This window comes from Otoolea muris, from assembly GCF_943193115.1.
GTDB lineage: Bacteria > Bacillota > Clostridia > Lachnospirales > Lachnospiraceae > Otoolea > Otoolea muris.
In genome coordinates, this window is sequence record NZ_CALPCY010000036.1 from 17,458 (window position 1) to 37,285 (window position 19,828).

At 54.0% G+C, this 19,828-nt stretch carries 13 protein-coding genes; 4 read left to right on the plus strand and 9 right to left on the minus strand.

Features of this window, described 5'->3' with window-relative positions:
- Nucleotides 1-8: 8 nt before the first annotated feature.
- The 5 genes from NFS31_RS18235 to NFS31_RS18255 form a co-directional block, all read right to left on the minus strand.
- A complete protein-coding gene (locus NFS31_RS18235) occupies nt 9-1,226 on the minus strand; it encodes an aldo/keto reductase (protein ID WP_251498269.1) in 1,218 nt (405 codons plus the stop codon).
- On the minus strand, nt 1,223-1,900 hold the full coding sequence (locus NFS31_RS18240) for a GntR family transcriptional regulator (protein ID WP_251498272.1): 678 nt from the start codon (nt 1,898-1,900) through the stop codon (nt 1,223-1,225). The genes NFS31_RS18235 and NFS31_RS18240 overlap by 4 nt, the downstream gene beginning before the upstream one ends.
- A gap of 33 nt (nt 1,901-1,933) precedes the next feature.
- On the minus strand, nt 1,934-2,821 hold the full coding sequence (ispE, locus tag NFS31_RS18245; RefSeq protein WP_251498275.1) for a 4-(cytidine 5'-diphospho)-2-C-methyl-D-erythritol kinase: 888 nt from the start codon (nt 2,819-2,821) through the stop codon (nt 1,934-1,936).
- Nucleotides 2,822-2,991: 170 nt separating this feature from the next.
- Nucleotides 2,992-3,702, minus strand: a complete 711-nt coding sequence (locus NFS31_RS18250) for a GNAT family N-acetyltransferase (RefSeq protein WP_251498278.1) — start codon at nt 3,700-3,702, stop codon at nt 2,992-2,994.
- A gap of 3 nt (nt 3,703-3,705) precedes the next feature.
- Nucleotides 3,706-4,224, minus strand: coding sequence for a peptidylprolyl isomerase (locus NFS31_RS18255; protein ID WP_251498281.1), 519 nt, complete (start codon nt 4,222-4,224; stop codon nt 3,706-3,708).
- Between the two features lie 281 nt (nt 4,225-4,505).
- On the opposite strand from NFS31_RS18255, the gene NFS31_RS18260 reads away from it, so the two are divergent.
- The 4 genes from NFS31_RS18260 (at nt 4,506) to NFS31_RS18275 (ending at nt 8,117) form a co-directional block, all read left to right on the plus strand.
- Nucleotides 4,506-5,021: a MarR family winged helix-turn-helix transcriptional regulator gene (locus NFS31_RS18260; protein WP_251498284.1), complete on the plus strand. Its 516-nt coding sequence runs from the start codon at nt 4,506-4,508 to the stop codon at nt 5,019-5,021.
- Nucleotides 5,022-5,264: 243 nt separating this feature from the next.
- A complete protein-coding gene (locus tag NFS31_RS18265) occupies nt 5,265-6,209 on the plus strand; it encodes a DUF1848 domain-containing protein (RefSeq protein WP_251498287.1) in 945 nt (314 codons plus the stop codon).
- A gap of 266 nt (nt 6,210-6,475) precedes the next feature.
- Entirely contained in the window at nt 6,476-7,651 is a 1,176-nt protein-coding gene (locus NFS31_RS18270) for an MFS transporter (protein ID WP_251498290.1), read from the plus strand.
- A 292-nt stretch (nt 7,652-7,943) separates the two neighbouring features.
- Nucleotides 7,944-8,117 carry a hypothetical protein gene (locus NFS31_RS18275; protein WP_251498293.1) on the plus strand — a complete coding sequence of 58 codons (174 nt, stop codon included), beginning with the start codon at nt 7,944-7,946 and terminating at the stop codon, nt 8,115-8,117.
- 329 nt (nt 8,118-8,446) lie between these two features.
- Here NFS31_RS18275 and NFS31_RS18280 read toward each other — a convergent pair whose 3' ends face one another.
- The 4 genes from NFS31_RS18280 to yicI all read right to left on the minus strand — a co-directional run bounded on the left by NFS31_RS18280 (nt 8,447) and on the right by yicI (nt 19,632).
- Entirely contained in the window at nt 8,447-9,991 is a 1,545-nt protein-coding gene (locus NFS31_RS18280) for an N-acetylmuramoyl-L-alanine amidase family protein (protein WP_251498296.1), read from the minus strand.
- Nucleotides 9,988-15,006: a cellulase family glycosylhydrolase gene (locus NFS31_RS18285; RefSeq protein WP_251498299.1), complete on the minus strand. Its 5,019-nt coding sequence runs from the start codon at nt 15,004-15,006 to the stop codon at nt 9,988-9,990. Before NFS31_RS18285 ends, NFS31_RS18280 begins: the two co-directional genes overlap by 4 nt.
- A 143-nt stretch (nt 15,007-15,149) precedes the next feature.
- Nucleotides 15,150-17,240 (minus strand): glycoside hydrolase family 3 C-terminal domain-containing protein, encoded by a 2,091-nt coding sequence (locus tag NFS31_RS18290; RefSeq protein WP_251498302.1) that lies wholly within the window; start codon nt 17,238-17,240, stop codon nt 15,150-15,152.
- Between the two features lie 28 nt (nt 17,241-17,268).
- Nucleotides 17,269-19,632, minus strand: a complete 2,364-nt coding sequence (gene yicI / locus NFS31_RS18295; protein ID WP_251498305.1) for an alpha-xylosidase — start codon at nt 19,630-19,632, stop codon at nt 17,269-17,271.
- Between the last annotated feature and the right edge of the window lie 196 nt (nt 19,633-19,828).

Sequence of the window (19,828 nt, forward strand, 5' to 3'; positions counted from 1 at the left end):
AGGCCGCCTTATGCCTTTCCGGCCAGAACTTCCATATAATCCTTATAATTCTCCTCCAAAAGCTTCGGCGTGTCAAGGCCGTAGGGACATTTGGATTTGCACGCGCCGCAGTGCAGGCAGCCCTCGATCTTCTTCATCTTCGCCTGTCCCGCCTCTGATAAGTGGCTCTCTGACGGAGAGCGCCGGAGCAGCAGGGACATCCTGGCGCAGTTATTGATCTCGATCCCTGCCGGGCATGGCATACAGTATCCGCAGCCGCGGCAGAATTCGCCCGAAAGCGCCTTCTGATCCGCTTCGATCACGGCCTTAAGCTCCTCTGTCATCTGCGGAGGATTGTCAATATAGCTTAAAAATTCGTCCAGCTCGCTTTCTCTCTGAATGCCCCAGATGGGGAGCACATTGTCAAACTGATCGATATACGCATACGCCGCCGCCGAGTTGGTCAGAAGCCCTCCGGAAAGGGCCTTCATGGCAATAAAGCCCATGTTCTGCCTGCGGCACGCCTCTGCCAGCGCTCTCTCCCGCTCTGTGGACAGGCAGTTAAACGGAAACTGGAGCGCTGCGTAAAGGCCGGACTCCACCGCCTCCTCCGCCACGGCCATCCTGTGGTTGGTTATGCCGATATAGCGGATCTTTCCCTGTTCCCTGGCCTTTAGCATGGCCTCATACAGGCCGCTGCCGTCTCCCGGCTTCGGGCAGAACGGCGGGTTGTGGAACTGGTATAAATCCACGCAGTCGGTCTTTAGATTGCGCAGGCTTGTCTCCAGATCCTTCCAGAAGCCCTCTGCGTCCACAGCCCCCGTTTTGGTGGCAATGTAAATCTGATCCCGCACACCGCTCAGCGCATAGCCGATTTTCTCCTCGCTGTCCGTATAAAAACGGGCCGTGTCAAAAAAGCGGATTCCGCCTTCATATGCTTTCCTGAGAAGGCGCGCGGCCTCTTCCCTGGAAATCCTCTGGATGGGAAGCGCGCCGAAGCCGTTCTTATTGACCATAATCCCGGTCTTTCCGAGAAGCACCGGAGTCCCCGCCACCTTCCCGCGGGCATCCAGAAGCTTCTTTAACGCGTCGTCGCTCTCCTCGATCCAGGCGTCCTCTTCTTCCCCTGAAAGCCCCAGAAAAGCAGCCAGCGTCTGTTCCCCGTCGGAACGGTTCCATGTTTCAATATAGCCGTCAATCTCACCGAATTCAATCCGGCCTGTCAGATATGCTTCTTTAAATGTCATTCTTCCTGCTCCTTTAATTTCTTCAGAACCGTAATCTCCTGATTATCAATATGTTCGCGCACCGCCGCCCTCGCCTCCGCCACATGGCGGCTGCGCAGCGCCTTTAATATCTTCTCATGTTCAATGAGAAGAATCTGGCGCTTGTCCTCATCTTTAATATATTCTAAACGAAAACGATACATCTGCTCCCTTAAGTTATTTAAAATCTGAACCAGCCGCGTATTTCTCGTGCAATTATATATCACATCGTGATATGCCTCGTCTGTCTCCGCAATCTCCATGGCGTCCCCTTTCGCAATCGCATCCCGAAAAGCCGCCTGGGCCGCATCCATGTCCTCCATATCCGTATCGCTTATGCGCTGGCATGCCAGCTCAATGGCCAGCTCCTCCAGCGAACGGCGCACCTCCAGGACATCCTTTAAGCTCTTCTCGGAAATCTTCGCTACTTCCGCCCCTTTTCTTGGTATCATGAGCACCAGCCCCTCAAGCTCAAGCTTGCGGATCGCCTCGCGGATCGGCGTCCGGCTCACCCCCAGCTTTTCGGCAAGCTGGATCTCCATAAGCCGTTCCCCCGGAGCCAGCTCTCCTTTTAATATCGCCTGCCTGAGCGTGTTAAACACCACGTCCCGAAGCGGGAGATACTCATTCATATTTACATCGAAGCTATTTCCCATGCAAAATTCCCCTATCCTTATCAAACAGTTATGTTACTCTCTCCGGTTGTAAAAGCTGGTTAAGTACACCTGCCTTGCAAGCCCCTTATTGCCGAAGCGCAGCTCCTCGTACGCTGTCTCAGCCGCCGCCGGATTCACGAAAAGCCCGAACACCGTAGGGCCGCTGCCGCTCATGAGGGCGTTAATCGCTCCCAGCCGCTTCATCTCTTCCTTGAGTTCCTGAATCACAGGATGGGCCGGGATCGTCACGGTTTCCAGTATATTCCCCATATTCCCGGCTATACCGTAGAGATCTGCCTCTTGAATCGCACGCCGCACCCGCTCCACATCCGGATGCTCGTCCTGTCTCCTGGCAGCCACATTCAGGTTTTCATACACCCACTTTGTGGATACGCTGATCGGCGGCCTGGCGATCAAGACCTGGCACTGAGGGACCGGCGGCAGCGGCGTCAGAATCTCCCCGATCCCCTCTGAAAGGGCGGTTCCGCGCATAACGCAGTAGGGGACATCCGCTCCCAGCTTCACGCCCCGTTCCATTAACTGCTCCATTGAAAGCCCCAGTGAAAACATCTTGTTCACGCCAAACAGCACGGCCGCCGCATCGCTGCTCCCCCCGGCCATCCCCGCCGCTACGGGAATGAACTTCCTGATCCGGATCTCAAGGCCCTCCCCAATGCCAAACTCATCCATCAAAAGCCTGGCGGCCCTGTATCCCAAATTGTTTTCATTGTCAGGCAGGTAATACAGATTCGTAGAGAGCCTGATGCCCGGGCGCTCGCTGCGTATTAAGTCAATCTTATCGTATACCTGCACAGTCTGCATGATCATCCTTACCTCGTGGTAGCCGTCTTCCTTCTTGCGGAGCACGTCGAGGGCGAGGTTGATCTTGCCGTAAGCCTTAAGGCCGAGATGCTTTATCATTCCTTTCCTCCGTTTGAGGCGCATGCCGGAGACAGCCGGGCGGGCGGCCTTTCGCATGCGCGTGGGTTTGGTTTGTATACAATATATTATATACGGCGGTTATGTAAAATACAAGTGAGAGATTTAAAGAGAGGGGGTAATGAAGGGGGATGAGATGCGAAAAGGCCGCCCTATTCACAAAACTTCAATACAAACCGCGCTTCCCGCGAACCAAAACTGTCCTCTTCTTTCTCAGGCCAAAAACCCAACGCCCCGGCAAGACGCAAAGACGCTGTATTGTCTTTCCTGACGCGTATCAAAAGCCCTGAAAGCCCCAATTCGTCGCGCGCAATACTGATAATTTTTTCACATGCTTCACGGGCATACCCCCGGCGGCGGAAGGGAGGATAAATGTGGTAGCTCAGCTCCTCCCCTGTGATGCCTGCCTTTCCTATGAGCCGGCCGCTGCTTTTTTCTATCAGCGCCCAGAGGCCGTGTTCGTATAGGGTGTATTGCGTTTTGCGGTATGCCTCGCGTTTTTCCCAGTCGGAGAAAACCCCGTTTCCGTCCTCACCGGATGGGGGTTCTATGGGATCCCGGGAGGTAAATTCGCGTATCCTAAGACGGCTGGTTTCCGCGATCAGCCAGGGAAGGCCGGCGCGGCGGCGGGCGGCGCGTTCTAAAAGCTGCGGGGAAAGCTCTTTGGGGGAGGTGACGAGATAGAGGCATTTCCAGAAGATGGGGGCGGCCTGTTTTTCGTCCGGAATGCCCGGGGGAGGCGGGGCCCATATTCCAATAATGGCTCCCCCTGCCTTATATGCGGCAGAGAGAGCCTCTTCTTCATCTGAAATCGTAACGGGATACGGCGTTCCGTCTATGTTGACGTACTTTTTAACGGTCATGCCTCAGCATTTCTCCGGCTCGGGGTATTCCGCGCCGAACAGCTCGGCTGTCATGGTTTTTATTTTCTGAGCCTTGAGCGGTTTATCGCCCCAGTCGGTGCGCACGCCTGCAATCTTGTCTACAATGTCAAGGCCCTCTGTCACCTTTCCGAACGCCGCATAGGAGCCGTCCAGATGCGGGGAGTCCTCGTGCATGATAAAAAACTGGGAGCCGGCGGAGTCGGGAGCCATTGACCTGGCCATGGAAAGAACGCCTTTTGTGTGCTTTAAGTCATTTGTAAAACCGTTCTGGCTGAACTCGCCTTTGATGGAGTAGCCGGGGCCGCCCATACCGTTTCCATCCGGACAGCCGCCCTGGATCATAAAGCCCTTGATGACGCGATGGAAAATAAGGCCGTTATAAAAACCGCTCTTTACCAGGCTGATAAAGTTGTTTACCGTATTGGGGGCAATTTCGGGATAGAGCTCAGCCTTCATAATATCGCCGTTTTCCATCTCAATCGTTACAATTGGGTTTTGCATGATGATTTTCTCCTTTATTGAGTCTGTTTTTCTTGGTACTGTGTTCCATCATATCATTTTGTTCCCGTTAATTCAAGCGGTATAGCGCGCCGGTTATAGGTACATCAAACAAAATACAGAGAAATATATATTATGTGGAAAAGACAGTGTTATGTATAGCATTGTTTTTTATGATTAAAGATTAAAGTTTGTCCAGCAGTCTTGACAAAAAATGTAGATTGTGTTAATTTGTTATTAGTCAATAAATTGACTGTACTGGAATTGACTATAGGGGTGATGCAATGACAAAGGAAGATAAGAAAAATGCCTATCTGTACTGTAAATTCCGTGATGAGCAATTTGCATTATATGATGAATATGCCAAACGCAACGGGATGCTGATGAAAACGCTGCTGGTGGTCAATATACTATTTTATGCAAAGGAAGGGCTGACACAAAAAGATATTTGCAGCCGGACATTCCAGTCCAAGCAGACAGTCAATCTAATCATACAAAACTTGCTGAAGGAGGCGTATGTGACGGTTGAAGAACGGAAGGAAAACAAGCGGGAGAAGCTGGTGAAGATGACCGATGCAGGCAGGGCTTATTGCGAAAAAGTAGTCCGTCACATTACATGGGCAGAGGATACGGCAATGTCCATGTTTACGCCAGAGGAACAAAAACAGCTCATCGATCTGTCGCGGACATTTACAAAGAATCTTACAAAACTTGTTAATCAGGAAATGGAGGAGTCAACACCCCCGCTGCAAGCAACGGGGCGTCAAACTTGCAGCGCTGCAGAGCAGCGGGGTATTTGACCCTCGCGGCAGCCGCCAAATGGAAACGGTTCACACCCCCAAAGCTATATGCTGCCCTGCTATATCGGTCTTGGCTATCCTGCAAAAGACGCTGCCGTTTTAGAGCAGGTGGAGCGTCCAGTAACAAGGATGCTGCATTTTGGTAAATGGTAAAACGGAGGTAAGGCTAAAAAATGAAATTTTCAGCCGCAAGTTTGGACGTAGACCAAACTCGCACACTGAGAAAGGAGCATGGTTATCAATATGATTATCAACACAGGTGGACGGACAGATACCGTCCAGTATTACACGGAATGGCTCTTGAACCGCTTTTCGCAAGGGTACGCGCTATCACGCAATCCTTTATTTCCAAACAAAGTGACACGCTATGAACTGACCCCGGACACGGTAGACTGCGTTGTGTTCTGCTCTAAGAATTATAAGCCCATACTGTCACGCCTGCATGAGATTACAGACCGTTTCAATACTTACTTCCACTACACGATTACCGCTTACGGAAAAGAGATTGAGCCGGGTGTTCCGTACATAGAGGAAAGCATGGAAACCTTGATTAAACTGTCCGAAATCGTTGGAAAACAGCGGATTGCATGGAGGTATGACCCTGTTCTGCTGACAAAGGAATATACTATAAAACGGCACTTAGAAACTTTTGAACATATGGCAAAGGCGCTTTCTCCATACATTGACCGCTGCATTTTCAGCTTTGTGGAAATGTATAGAAAACTGGAAAGAAATATGCCGGAGCTTATCCCCCTGTCCGAACAGGATATGGACACACTGGCACAGGGGCTTGGAGCGATTGCGGAACAAAACGGGATTACGATTCAGACCTGCGGAACAAACGGCGATTTTTCCCGCTATCATATCCATTCTTCGGGCTGCATGACGCTTGATATTTTGGGAAATGCCAACGATATCATATTCAAGGACTTAAAGCATAAAGGCGCCAGACAGGGCTGCCACTGTATCGAAAGTCGGGACATAGGGGCTTATGATACCTGCATGAATGGCTGTAAATACTGTTATGCCAATAAGAACCCACAGAAAGCATTTGAAAACTATAAATATCATAATCCAAACTCTCCGCTTTTGCTCGGAGAATTGAAAGACACGGATGTTGTAGCACAGGGCGCACAAAAAAGTTTTCTTGCCCAAAAACAAACAGATGGACAAAGAGGTTGCGTTTGAAGTGATAAAACGCATTATTGAAGCAGGTATGCTTATGCTATGCCGAGGCAGTATACAATATAGGCATCGGGTATCCGAAGGAGGATGAACTGGTTTTGGAACAGTACGATACAAAGCCTGATAAGCAAATACATAAGGACTTTAACGCCCCGCCCGTAATTGTCAATTATTTCTATCACAGTGAAATAAAAAAATCGGCAGTGAAAAAAACATGAAACGTATCCGTATCTATCAATATCACAAACTGGAGGAGGGATAAATATAATATGGCTTCGCTTCTTATTGCAGTTATCTATCTTGCTTTTATAAGCCTCGGTCTGCCTGACTCGCTGCTCGGCTCGGCGTGGCCTACCATGCAGACTGTTTTTCATGTGCCTTCGTCGTATGCAGGTTATGTTTCCATGATGATTTCTTTTATGACGATCATATCTGCGCTTGCAGGACCGGGGCTGATAAAAAGGTTTCAGACAAAATGGATTGTAATTGTTTCAATATTTTTGACAGTAATAGGACTTCTCGGTTTTTCCTTTACCGCACAGTATTGGATGCTTTTCCTGTTCGCTGTTCCCTACGGTCTGGGCGCCGGTTCGGTTGACGCCTCGCTCAACCATTATGTGGCAAATCATTATTCTTCGTCGGTAATGAACTTTCTGCACTGTTTTTATGGATTCGGCGCAGTCATCAGCCCTAATCTTATGGCATTGGCGTTGAAATATGCACGCTGGAATGAAGGCTACCGCTGGACTGCATATATACAGATCGGAATCCTTTTCATTTGTATTCTTTCTCTGCCGCTCTGGAAAAACAATGAAAAAGAGGCGCAGGATACGGAGGAAAACGTGGGAATCATGGAGGCAGTAAAGGTTCCCGGCGTTATACTTACATTGATTGCTTTCTTTTCCTACTGTGCAGGTGAGGCAACCTGTTTTTTATGGACATCAAGTTATTTTGCCGGAACCAGGCAAGGTATGAGCGAAGGGCTTATCGCCGCATTTGGCTCGCTTATTTTTAGCGGGCTGATGCTTGGACGGCTGATCTCCGGCTTTATATCCAACCGGCTCGGAGACCGTTTACTGATACGCATCGGAATTGCATCAGAGTTTGCAGGGATTTTGTTAATTGCCCTGCCGGTTAAGGGCTATACACTTGCCGCCGCCGGATTTCTGATTGCCGGTACGGGCATGGGGCCGGTTTATCCGGCAATCCAGCACATGGCGCCTGACAATTTTGGAAAAAAATACAGTGCGGCAGTAATCGGCCTGCAAATGGCTTCTGCTTATCTCGGCAGCACCCTTATGCCGATGGTATTCGGCAAACTCCAACAGTCAGCCGGCATATGGATCATGCCGCTGTACTTGACATTGTTTGCTTTCCTGAACATTGCTTTTTTGGAATTTGCATATCAAAAAATCAGAAGAAAAGGTGGTGAAAATCATGCCTGAACTACCCGAAATATTTTGCAAGTTTACGGGCAGGAACACAATAGACTTTGCGGCAGAGGGCTCACATACATCTTAACCAAATGCCATTGCAACCTGAGCTGTTATCAAACAGAGATGGTAAATGATTCAATTCTATAACAATTTACTTATACTTTTATACCTGTTTTGAGTATAGCGTTCATCATGTACCCGTGCTATACTTTAATCAACAAAGGGAAAACAAAGTAATCCCCAAAAAAATCATAACAATAATACAATATTTTTAAGGGAAAATAAGAAAGGAGAACACATTATGAAAAACACGAAAAACCGCACTCATTTTACTTCCGGCAATGGCTTTGCTGACAGGCCCGCTCTTTCCGCACAGGATCGCCGTGTACTCCTGAACCGTCTGGCAGGGTATATGGGAAACGGCCGCGCGGAGGCGCTGCTTTTTACCGCCCCTCTCTTCGGGCGCAATTCATAACTGATTTTCGCTTACTGTCTAAATAACATACACTTACCGCGCGGGGCCGGCTTTGCTGGGTCCCGCGCATTTTCTGTCCGGCAGCCGCCAGATTTGCATGCAGCATATAAATCTGGCGCGGCATTGCCCGCGTGGAGACAGTTCCTTACATGGAGCGGCGCGGAGTATACGCTTATTTTAAGAAAAAAGCCAAAAGCCGTTACCGTGCGCATCCCTTTTAAGTCTGCGCCCGGCAACGGCTTTCGCCCCCTGCCGCACGGCTTCCTTACCTCTCACACGAGCCGCCGCTCAGGTCAGTATTCTCTTTGTCCTGAATCCACACCCTCTCGTCAGTCCTTCTCAACAGGCGCGGCCACATAGTTGTTCCCGACCTCATACGTAACGCCGTCCACCCTGGCCTTTGTGTGCTTCTTAAGCTTTCCGGAGGAATTTACGATAACCGACTCGCCGGCGCGGATCAGCGGCTCTGCGTTGTCGTCAAGCGTGCCGTCCCGTTTATAATCGTTCCGCTCGTAAATATCTTCTTCCACCTCTATAACCTCCCACCCGGAATCGGACTGAAGCCTGCGGCCGTCAGGGCCAAAGATATTGTCCTTCACAACCGCGTTGATGTAAGCGCGGCCTTTGGAGTCCAGATAATAATAATTCTCCTCATATCCGTCGGAAAGCTTTAAAAGCTCGTTTGTCCTAAGCTCCCCGAGATCAGAGTCCTTCTGGCTCAAATAGTAGATGCCCGGATAGCGCAGGCTGCCTTTCTTTCCAATTGTACAGCCCTCCAGATCGGCAAATTCATCCTCTGTGAAGGCGTCCGTCCCGGGATCCAGCGCCGGATCCGTGCAGATCAGCCCGGTAATCATGCGTCCCTGGCGGTCAAAGAAATAGCTCTTTCCCCTGATAGTCTTTACGCCAATCCCCCTGCCGTCCTCGCTTTCCACGCCTCCTTCATTAAAGACATAGCCTGTTTTGTCATCGCAGTAAAACCAGTGCGCCTTATCCGAATCCCCCGGATCATACGCATAGAGCCAGCCTGATGCGCGGGAACCGTTTGTTTCATCATAATACTTATTGATGTCATAATCCTCTTCGTCAATGGCAAAGCCCGGCTGCCATCCGGTCTGCATTACGCCGTTGGCATCGAACAGGAAATGCTTTCCCTCCAGCCTGGATTCGTCATTCATGGTCATATCGCCGTTCCAGCCGAAATAGAACATCTCATAGGCGTCATAATCCACTGCCAGCGATTCGTCCTCAAACATCTCCTCGTCCGGCTCCAGATACTGCCAGCGCAGATGCGCGTAGCCCTCATTCTCGGTTCCCAGATAGTAGATTTTCGTCTCGCCCTTTTGGTTGGTCACCTTCTGCCAGCCGGATAGCATATGCCCGTCGCTGTCAAAAAAGTATTTATCCTTTTGTCCTCCCGGGCCGGGCTGCGCCTCTTCCTCCCTCTCTTTCTTTACCGGGATCAGCACTTCTTCCCCTTCTTCGTCTTTTGCCTTTCCGTCCCTGTCAAAATAGTACCACAGCACGGAAACGTCCTGCTCGCAGAGCTCCTCGCCGTTCTCATCCCGGTTTTCAACGGAGATCCAGCGGTCTTTTACCATCTTTCCGTCCGAATCCACGTACCGGAGGCTGTCGCCGTCTATGAACTGGTTCGACGCCATATAGCCGTCCCCGTTTAAGTAATACCAGTCCTCTCCGTCCCTGACCCAGCGATCCGACGCGCGTGTCCCGTCCTCTTCAAGGTAAATCCACTGTTCCCCCTCCATCTGCCATCCGCCCGCCATTTCATTCCCGTCGGCGAAGGCGGCAAAGGGCTGCGCCGCCGCGCATATGCCTGCGGCCAGAAGGATTACCTGATATCTCTTTTTCATCATTCTTCTGTCTCCTCCCCTTTTGCATCAGGCTCGCTCTTTTTGGGAATCGCCAGCATCAGAGGTTCGCTCTTCTCCTTTTCGGGCGCGTCAGCGTCCGGATCCGGATTTTGTTCCTCATCCTCCGGGTCTTCTTCCTTTAAAACCGGCTCTTTGCCGTCTTCTGTCTCCGGCAGGGCCTGTTCATCCTTCTCACTGAGTGAATCCCCTGACTCCTCCGTGTCTTCCGGAAGCTTCTGCCAAGAATCATCCTCCTGCTTTCCCGTATCCGCGCTGTCCGGTTCCTTCTCTGTCTCTTCCGCGTCCGCCCCGGCCGGTTCCTGTTCCGTCTCCTCAGCGTCCGCGCCGCCCGGCTCTTCCTCCGGCTCCTCAGCGTCCGCGCCGTCCGGTTCCTGTTCCGTTTCTTCTGTATCTTCCCCGCCCGGTTCCTCCTCTGTTTCCTCTGTTTCTTCCCCGGCCGGATCCTTCTCCGTTACCTCTGTATCTGCGCCGTCCGGTTCCTTCTCCGGCTTTTGTGCGTCTGTCCCGGCCGGATCCTCCACTGGCTCATCCGGTGTTTCTTCGTCCGCGCCGCTGTCTTCCAGCGCGCCTGTATCCTGTTCTTCACCGGCTGTTTCCGTCCTGTCAGGGGCCTGGCTGTCCGAATCCTCTTTTGGTTCATCAGGCGCATCCGCGTCCGGCGCTCCGTTCTGCCCGCCCGCTGTCTCGTCGTCCGGCGCCTCCTCCTGTTCCTCAGGCGTCCCGGGAACCTGCATTTCCTCATCTTCCAGCAGATCCGCTGTCTGCGTCCCGTCGTCGGCATAGGTGAAAATCAGCCAAAATTCCGGTTTATTTTCATCAAGCTTTACAAAACCGCTGTTCTGCACGGCGGCAATCTTATCCGGGTCCCCGCTAAAATCAAGCGAACTGTTAAGCCCGACGTATCCGATATACGTTCCGTCCAGCGTTGACATATTCATTCCCCAGCCGTCTGTGTCGCCTGACCATTCCTCGCTCTCAAAGCGCACGCTCACCGGAACCTTTCCGGCTACCTGAGGCACTTTAAAGCTTCCGTCTGACTGTTTTTCCGCCAATTCCTCATCCGCTCCCAGGTCGGGCCCTGTATCCGCGTCTGTTTCGTATATAAATATCAGCCACACGGTTTCCGGTTTTTCATAGGAGCTCCCGTCTCCTTTTTCTCCCATTGCAAGCGTCGCCCCGCCGCTGTTTTCCAGGGCGGCCGCCTGCGCATCAGTCAAATCAAGCGTTCCGTTATGGGAAATATATCCGATATACGTCCCGTCCGCCGCGGACATATTTATTCCCCAGCCATTTACGTCATCCGACCAGCTCCCGCTTTCAAAGCGCACTCCTGTCAGCGTTTTCCCGTCTGCCTCCGGCGTCTTAAAGCTGCCGTCTGCCTGAAGCGTTCCGAGCTTCTCATTCTCTTTAAGCTCCGGTTCCTGCGGCTCAGGTTCTTCTGAAACTTCTGCATATTTCACAATTACCCACAGCTTTTCCGGCTTCTCATACGGACTTCCGTCCTCTTTCTCGCCCATTACAAGCTGCGCCCCGCTGCTTTTCAGAGCTGCTACTGCGTCTGCGCCAGCCTGCGTCAGATCCAGGGAGTCGCCATGTCCCAGCCAGCCTATATATGTCCCGTCCCCGGCGGAGACATTCATCCCATAGCCGTTCGCACTGTCCGACCAGCTTCCGCTCTCAAAACGGATACTCACCGGTTCTTCGCCGGCCGCCTCCGGAATCCGATAGCTTCCATCCGCCTGAAGCTCTGCAAACCGCTCATCCGGTCCAAGCTCCGGCTCCTGTACTCCGGGTTCTTCCTCTCCGGGGTTGTCTCCCGGTTCTTCTTCGGCGTCCCCATAGGCCACAATCACCCACAGCTTCTCCGGCTTCTCAAACGGACTTCCATCCTCTTTTTCGCCCATTACGAGCTGCGCCCCGCTGTTTTTAAGCGCCGCCATGGCTTCTGCGGACACCCCTGTCAGATCAAGCGAATCCCCGCGGCCGAGCCAGCCTACATACGTCCCGTCCCCGGCGGACACGTTCATCCCATAGCCGTTTACACTGTCCGACCAGCTCCCGCTCTCAAAGCGGATGCTCACCGGCGTTTTTCCGTCTATCTCGGGAATCCGGTAGCTCCCGTCCTCCAAAAGCTCTGCAAACCGTTCGTTTTCTTTAAGCTCCGGTTCCGGAGTCTCTTCCGCGCCCTGCTCCGCCTCCACAATCACCAGTTTCCTCACCGTCAGATTCTCGCCGCCCGGGTAAAAGCATCTGAATTCCACGCTTCTCACAGATTCTCCCGCGGCAAGCTCCTGCCATACAAAGACGCCGTCCGCGTCCTTTTTCACCTCATTGTCCGGCCATCCGCCGTTGGCGATCAAATGGTTATTATTTGCCACTTTGGACAGATCCGAGACGTCTCCGTCTATATAGACCTTAACCCCCGCCTTCTCTCCAATTTCTTTCGCATCGGACGCCGCTTTGATCGCTTCCTCTGAGAAGACGACGGTTCCTGTTTTCTCAAACTCCGCAAAAACGGCCGCATCCGGCAGCGCTTCCATGCGGACATTTTCAAGCGCCACTTCCTCCGGCTTTACTCCTGTGAGCTTTACCGTCAAATCCGTATCCGGCGTGCCGATCAGGATTGCCTTCTGGGTATCGTCAAATTCGCCTCTGATCTCACAGCCGTTTTCATCCGTAAAGCTGACGGTTCCCTTCACGCCTGTTTCCCTGGCGCCCATGCCCTTTGCCATGGCCTGAACAGACGCCTTCTCTGCCAGCATTTCAAGCGAGACGGTCAGGCGCACTCTCCTGCCGCGTTCCAGATGGTAGGCAGAGTAAATTTCATCAGCCGGGATCGTTGCGACCGCTGTTTTCACAACCGCGCCGCTGTCGTCCGTCTCCTCCTGTTCCTCAAAAACAATCGCAGAGACATCCGCCTTGTCGGCCTTTTTTACGATTTTTACTTCTGCGTCCCAGAGAATGTATTCTCCGCCTATATAATAAAATTTCACGCCGAAAGTATCGCTGTCCGGCTTTACGGTCCAGGAATATACCGTCCCCTCTCCGTTACTGAAGCTGCCGATCTCCTTCCAGGCCGGCGTCTCCACCACAGCTCCGTTAAAACCGCCCGCGGATTTCAGCCTCAGCTTAAATTCAATCGTGTCTCCCGGCTCAAAGCGGCCTGCTTCCCCGGCGCTCAGGAAATCATTAAAGCGGTACTCTTTTTCGCTTGCTTTGTCCTTATCGTCTTTATTGACCTTAAACCTGTAATTTCCCTGCTCTCCTTTTCCCTCATTGTCCTGCGCCGTAGAGGAATTATTCGGCCTGCCTGAGGTATTGCCTCCTCCGCCTCCGCCGCCGCTGCTTCCTCCGCTTCCGCTGCCGCCTCCCGCGCCTCCTGACGCGCTTCCCGCCGTCTGTCCGCCCGGGCCGGCGTTTGTGATTTCTGTTCCCTTTTCATACAGAAGCGTCACCTGGTTTCCTGTAATGGACAGCTCCTCCCTGTGGTTTCCTCCCTGCGACGTATCGGTCCAGTGAATCTGTATGCCTAACTGATCCTTAAGCCTGGCCCTCTCTGCGTCCGTAAAAATATAGGTAACCGGATCGTATATGCTGTTAAACTGCCAGGAGCCCATATTGTCCCAGCCGTCGATATAGATCCCGCCCCCGCCGTAGCTGTCCCAGCCTGAGGAACAGGAAATGCCAAAGCGGACGCCCCGCAGCTTTTCCGGGGCATATTCGGCGATCGACACCCATCCGTCCGGGCTGACCGGCACATTCACCTCCTCAAACTGGAGATAGGAAAAATCCCTGCGCCCGATCTGCCCCGCCGCGGCCCTGGCCGCCAGATCCCGGTAATTGGCCCTGATCGCTGAATCGTAAAACTCGCCGCTCGCGCGCTCGATATACTTCATATCGCCTGAGCTTCCGCTGTCCCAAAGAACCGGGCACATACCGTACTCCATCACGATCTCCGGGATCTTCTGCACATACGCGCGGATAGAATTTACATCCTTATTGTCATCTGTCAGGACGCCGTACTCACCGATGATAACCGGGACGCCTTTGGAGAGGAAGCGCTCCGCCAGCCGGTCAAAGTCGGCCCGCACCTGGGCGAGATCCTCTTCGGTTCCCCAGGTCGTCTCCGGCACGCACCAGTCCACGTCATGCGTAGCCACGCAGAAGGGCGACGGGCTGTAATAATGGATGGACAGAAAACAGCGCCCCGCCGGATCCGCCGGCATATGGTACCTCTGATCACAGGTCTTCTGGATATCGGTATTGTAGCCCGCAATCAGCAGATGGCGGCCTGCGTTATTGCCTCCCTTACCCCGGACCGTATCCACAAACGCCTGGTTCATGCCGTTTAAAATCTCATACTGGCGGCTCATGCCGAGCGGCGGGAAGCACACCTCGTTCATGGACTCGAAAATTAAGTGATCCCCGTATCCGGCAAAGGTATCGGCAATCTGGCCCCAGATCGTCTTATACTTTTCCAATGTCCCTGCATAATCGGACGCCGCATTCCGGATCCAGGACGTATCCGCCTCGCCGCCGTCGTGGTGGATATTCAGGATGACATAAAAATCGTCCTCCATACACCAGTCCACCACCTCTTTTACAGCGGCCATATAAGCCGGATCCACCTGGTTATTCCCGTCCAGCCACTGGGCCCAGCTCACCGGAAGGCGGATCGTCTTAAATCCGGCCTCCTTCACCTTGTCTATATAATGCTTTGTCACCGGATCATTGCCCCAGCCCCTCTGATAATCCTCAGGGGTCGCGGCCGTGATATAGGATCCGATGCAGTCAAATGTGTTGCCGATATTGTAGCCAAGCCCCATGTCCTTAATCAGATCCCAGGAGGAAATGTCGCGTACAACGCCGTCCTTTCCATACCCCTGGGCCATGGTCCGCTCCGGCGGAGTCAGGCCGATACAGGCCATGATCGCCATCACGGCCGCCAGCAGCCTCGCGGCCGCCTTGTCAAACCGTTTTTTCTGAAATACCTTCATACTGTTTACCCCTTTTTAATCGTTCTGATAGCAGTTCAGATAACCCTGAACTGTTACCCTTTCTGCAGCCGTCCATCCATCCTGTGCGGCCGCATCTTTTTTTCATATTTTCATAATCGAAGCCGCCTGCGCGGCCCTTGTGGTTACAAAACCTCTGTCTCACAGCGGATATCCGCGAGCGAGCTTCCGGCCTGCAGCCGCATTCCTTTCTGAATCCCTGAAAGCGCGATCCGCACCGTTTTTGTCTCCCCGGGCTTCAATTCCACTTTTTCAAAGCCCTTAAGCTCCCTGGCGGGCCGGCCCTTTGGCGGATTCTCCCACGCCCCGTAAACCTGCGCGACCTCCTTGCCCTCCCGTTTCCCGGTATTCGTGATCCTGCAGATAAGGGCCACGCCCTCTTCGTCCTCCGTGACCGAAGCCGGGCCATAGGCGAACTCGGTATAGGACAGGCCGTGGCCGAAGCAAAACTGCGGCTTAATCCCAAAGGTGTCATTATAGCGGTAGCCCACAAACAGGCCCTCGCTGTAGCGGATCTTCGTCTTTTTCCCGAATTCTCCCAGCGCATGCGCGGAACAGTCCGTGTGTTTCTTATAAAATGTCTCCGGCAGCTTTCCGGACGGGTTTACAAGCCCCAGAAGCGTTTCCGCCAGGGCTCTGGCGCCTTCCATCCCCGCATACCAGCTCCACACGACCGCCCGGGCGCGGTTAATCCACGCCCCCATTTCAACCGGGCTCCCGCCGACAAAGGCGATGACCGTATTGGGATTCGCGTCAAGCAGCATCCCGATCAGCCGATCCTGCCCATAGGGCAGGCGCATATCCTCCCGATCGTTTCCCTCGCTGTCCTGCTTATGGTTCAGCCCGCCGATGAATATCACGTCATCATAACCCGAGGCCAGGGCCGCCGCCTCCCGGCAGAGCCGCTCCCGCGTTCGTGAGAGCGCATCCTCCCCCTCTTCCCGGCGCTTCTGCGTATGGCCGCCCCCGTTTTCCAGGCTCGCCGCCTGCCAGTTTTCCTCTGTCTGCCCGCCTTCCGGATCCCGGCAGTAGCCCGGCGCATAGTCTGCCTGGACGTTTCCGCCCAGGAGCATCTTAAGCGCCATCAGCGGCGTCAGCTCATAAAGCGCGCGCAGCTCCGCGCTGCCCCCGCCGTCCGCATGCATGCAGTCCGCATTTTCCCCCACCACCAGAAGGCGCTTAAGCCCATCCGTGCGCAGCGGGAGGCGTTCCCCCTCATTTTTCAGGAGAACCACGGACTCCCGGGCCGTCTCAAGGGCTGTCTCTCTGTGCCCCGTCGTGTTAAAGGAACCGCTCTTTCTCTCCCCGCCCAGCATGTGCAGCTTCATCATGAGCATAAGGATGCGGAACACCTTGCGGTCAATCTCCGCCTCGCTGATCGCCCCCTGCTCCACCTTCTGCTTAAGCGGGGAAGCGAGATAATACTCATCAAAGTTTCCGGTTACCGACATCTCGATATCCAGCCCGCACAGAGCCGCCTTATCAGTGTCGTGCACGCCTCCCCAGTCGGAGATTACCACGCCGTCAAAGCCCCATTCTTTTCTCAGAATATCATCCAGGAGCCAGCTATTCTGGCAGCAGTGCACGCCTTTTAAGAGGTTATACGCGCCCATGACCGCATAAGCGCCGCCCTGCTGCACAGCGGCCTTAAACGCCGGGAAGTAGATCTCCTCCAGCGCCTCGTCCGGGACTTCCGCTTCGACCCACAGGCGATCCGTCTCCTGGTTATTCGCCGCGAAATGCTTCACACAGGCCGCCACATCCCATTTCTGGATCCCCTTGATATACCGGCAGGCCAGCTCCGATGTGAGGTACGGATCCTCGCTGAAATATTCAAAATTCCTGCCGCATAAGGGACTTCGCTTGATATTCACGCCCGGCCCCAGGATCACGTCCTTTCCGCGCCCTCTGGCCTCTTCCCCCAGCGCCTCGCCCGTCCTCTCCGCCAAATCGCGGTTCCATGTCGCCGCCACGGCGCTGTTGCAGGGAAGATACGTCACAAAATCGTCGTTCCTCCCTGTCGCCCTCCAGGCGTCCGGCTCAAACTCCCGCCTGACGCCCATGGGCCCGTCCGACATGGCCAGGGGCGGGATTCCCAGGCGCTTTACGCCGGCTGTCTTAAAGAGCTCCGCCCCGTGGATCATGCCGATTTTTTCCTCCAGCGTCATCTGCCCTGCCAGGGCGCGCGCCCTCTCCTCATCGTCCTGTCTCATCATACTCCCCCTTTCTTTCTCTGTCTGCCGCTTAAACCGTCACCGCAAACCTCCCGTCCGCCGAAACAGTAACCAGCGTATCCGCGCCGTCCGTCTCACATGCGCCCTCCACGGCTTCTGCGCCCGCGGTATTGATTAGCCGGATCCGAAACCGCGCAAAATCAATCGCCTTTTTGCCGTCCCCGGCGTCCTGAAGGGGGAGGATCTGCCCCTCAATGCGGCCCGCATCCCGCGATACGGTTACCTTAAGGAAATCCCCGCCGCCGCGGCAGACCGTTTCCTCCGCCCGGCCGGTAAGGCCGAATACCTTAAACTCCAAGCCCTCTGCAAAGTCGTAATCCGCGCTTTCATTCCCGCAGGCCGCGGCCAGGATCGTGTTCTCCCGCACCCACAGCGGTATGGAGCAGTAACCGTGGCGCTCCCTCCTGTAGCCTCCCCCCTGCGCGGCCTCACGGCTCAGATAGCCGATCCAGAGCCCCTTTGGCAGGTAATAGGAGGCTTCCCCTTCCTCATTGAAGATCGGAGCTATCAAAAGGCTCCTGCCAAGCATATACTGTTTATCCAGATACCCGCAGGCCGGATCCTCCTCAAATTCCAGCGCCATGCTGCGCATCATGGGAATCCCTGTCCGCGAAGTCTTAACCGCGCTGCTGTAGAGATAAGGCAGAAGCTCCAGCTTTAAGCGCGTGAAAAAGCGCACCGTCTCCACAGACTCCTCCCCGTAAATCCACGGAACCCGGTAGGACCTGCTCCCGTGAAGCCGGCTGTGCGTGGAGAGAAGGCCAAACGCCGCCCAGCGGTTGTAAACATCCGGCGTGGACTGGCTCTCAAAGCCGCCGATGTCATGGCTCCAGTAGCCAAACCCGCTGCTGGTCAGGGAAAGGCCGCCCCGCAGGCTCTGCTCCATGGACTCATAGTCTGAATTGCAGTCCCCGCCCCAGTGCACCGGGAATTTCTGGCACCCGGCCGTGGCGGAGCGGGCAAACAGCACGGCCTCCCCCTCTCCCCTCTTTTCCGCCAGAACCTCATACACCGCCTGGTTATAGAGGTACGTATAGTAATTGTGCATCCGCTCCGGATCCGAGCCGTCGCTGTAAACCACATCCGTCGGAATCCGCTCCCCGAAATCCGTTTTGATGCAGTCCACGCCCATGTCCAGCAGCCCGCGCAGCTTTTCCTGGTACCACTCTGCCGCCTCCCGGTTTGTAAAATCCACGATCGCCAGCCCGGGCTGCCACATATCCCACTGCCACACGCTGCCGTCCGCCCGCTTTAGGAAATACCCCTTCTCCATCCCCTCGCCAAACAAAGCCGATGCCTGGCCGATGTAGGGATTGATCCACACACAGACCCGGATTCCCCTTTCGTGGATCCGCGCCAGCATCCCGGACGGATCCGGGAACACGCGCTCATCCCAGATAAAGTCCGTCCAGTGAAATTCCCGCATCCAGCAGCAGTCAAAGTGAAAGACGCTTAAGGGAATCCCTCTCTCCAGCATCCCGTCTATAAAGCTCATCACCGTTTTTTCATCATAATCCGTGGTAAAGGATGTGGACAGCCACAGTCCGAAGCTCCACTGAGGCATCAGGGACGGCTTTCCGGTCAGATCCGTATAGCGCTCCAGAACCTCCTTCATGTTTCCTCCGCCGATCAGGAAATAATCCAGCTCCTCCCCCTTCACGCTGAAGGCAACCCGGTTGACCAGCTCAGAGCCTGCCTCAAACTCCACCCCGGCCGGCGTATTGACAAACACGCCGTAATCCCGGCTGGACAGATAGAACGGGATATTCTTATACGACTGCTCCGTGCTGGTTCCCCCGTCCTCGTTCCAGCTCCGGACCGACTGGCCGTTTTTCACAAACGGCGTAAACTGCTCGCCGAACCCGTAGATCCGCTCGTCCACCGAAAGCCCGAGCTGCTGGCACATGTACGCCTGCCGCCCCGGATGGTCATAGGCAAACCCGCGCCAGTCCTCCTTCACATAGGCCAGATCGCGCCCCCTTACAAGGGTCAGAAGCTTCCCGTCCCTCTCAAAGCGCATCCCGCCGTTCTCCTTATACACCGTCACGCTCACATGTCCGCTCTTTACTGTCACGGCTTCGTCCGTTTCCTCTATCTCCGGCGCAAATCCCTCCGAAAAGCGCAGAGCAAACTCCGGCCCCCTGCGGACAGCGCCCTTAAAATGCCATGCCTGGACCCGGATCACCTCCGGGGCCGGCGCGCTGATCCGCACGCTTAAGCAGACGCCGGCCAGCGTATCCCCCTTTTCGGCAATTTTCGCGGCCGGCATATAGAATTCCACCGCCCGCTCCTCTCTATAAACCTCGTAAACCTGCTGGGGTGAAAACGCCTCAAAGCCTTCCTTTAACAGCCAGCAGCCATTGTGAAACCTCATATCCGGAATCCTCCTGCATCCATAATCTTTGATATTGGTTTCATTATAAAAAAACCTCCCTTTATTGGCTACCTCACTTTTTGGAGCGAAAATACACTCACTTTCCGCTCTCCAAAAAAAGATTTGCATTCCATGTTTGCCTGCTTTATAATCAAAAACAGGACTTCTATAAAATAATTGGAAACCCACAAAAGCC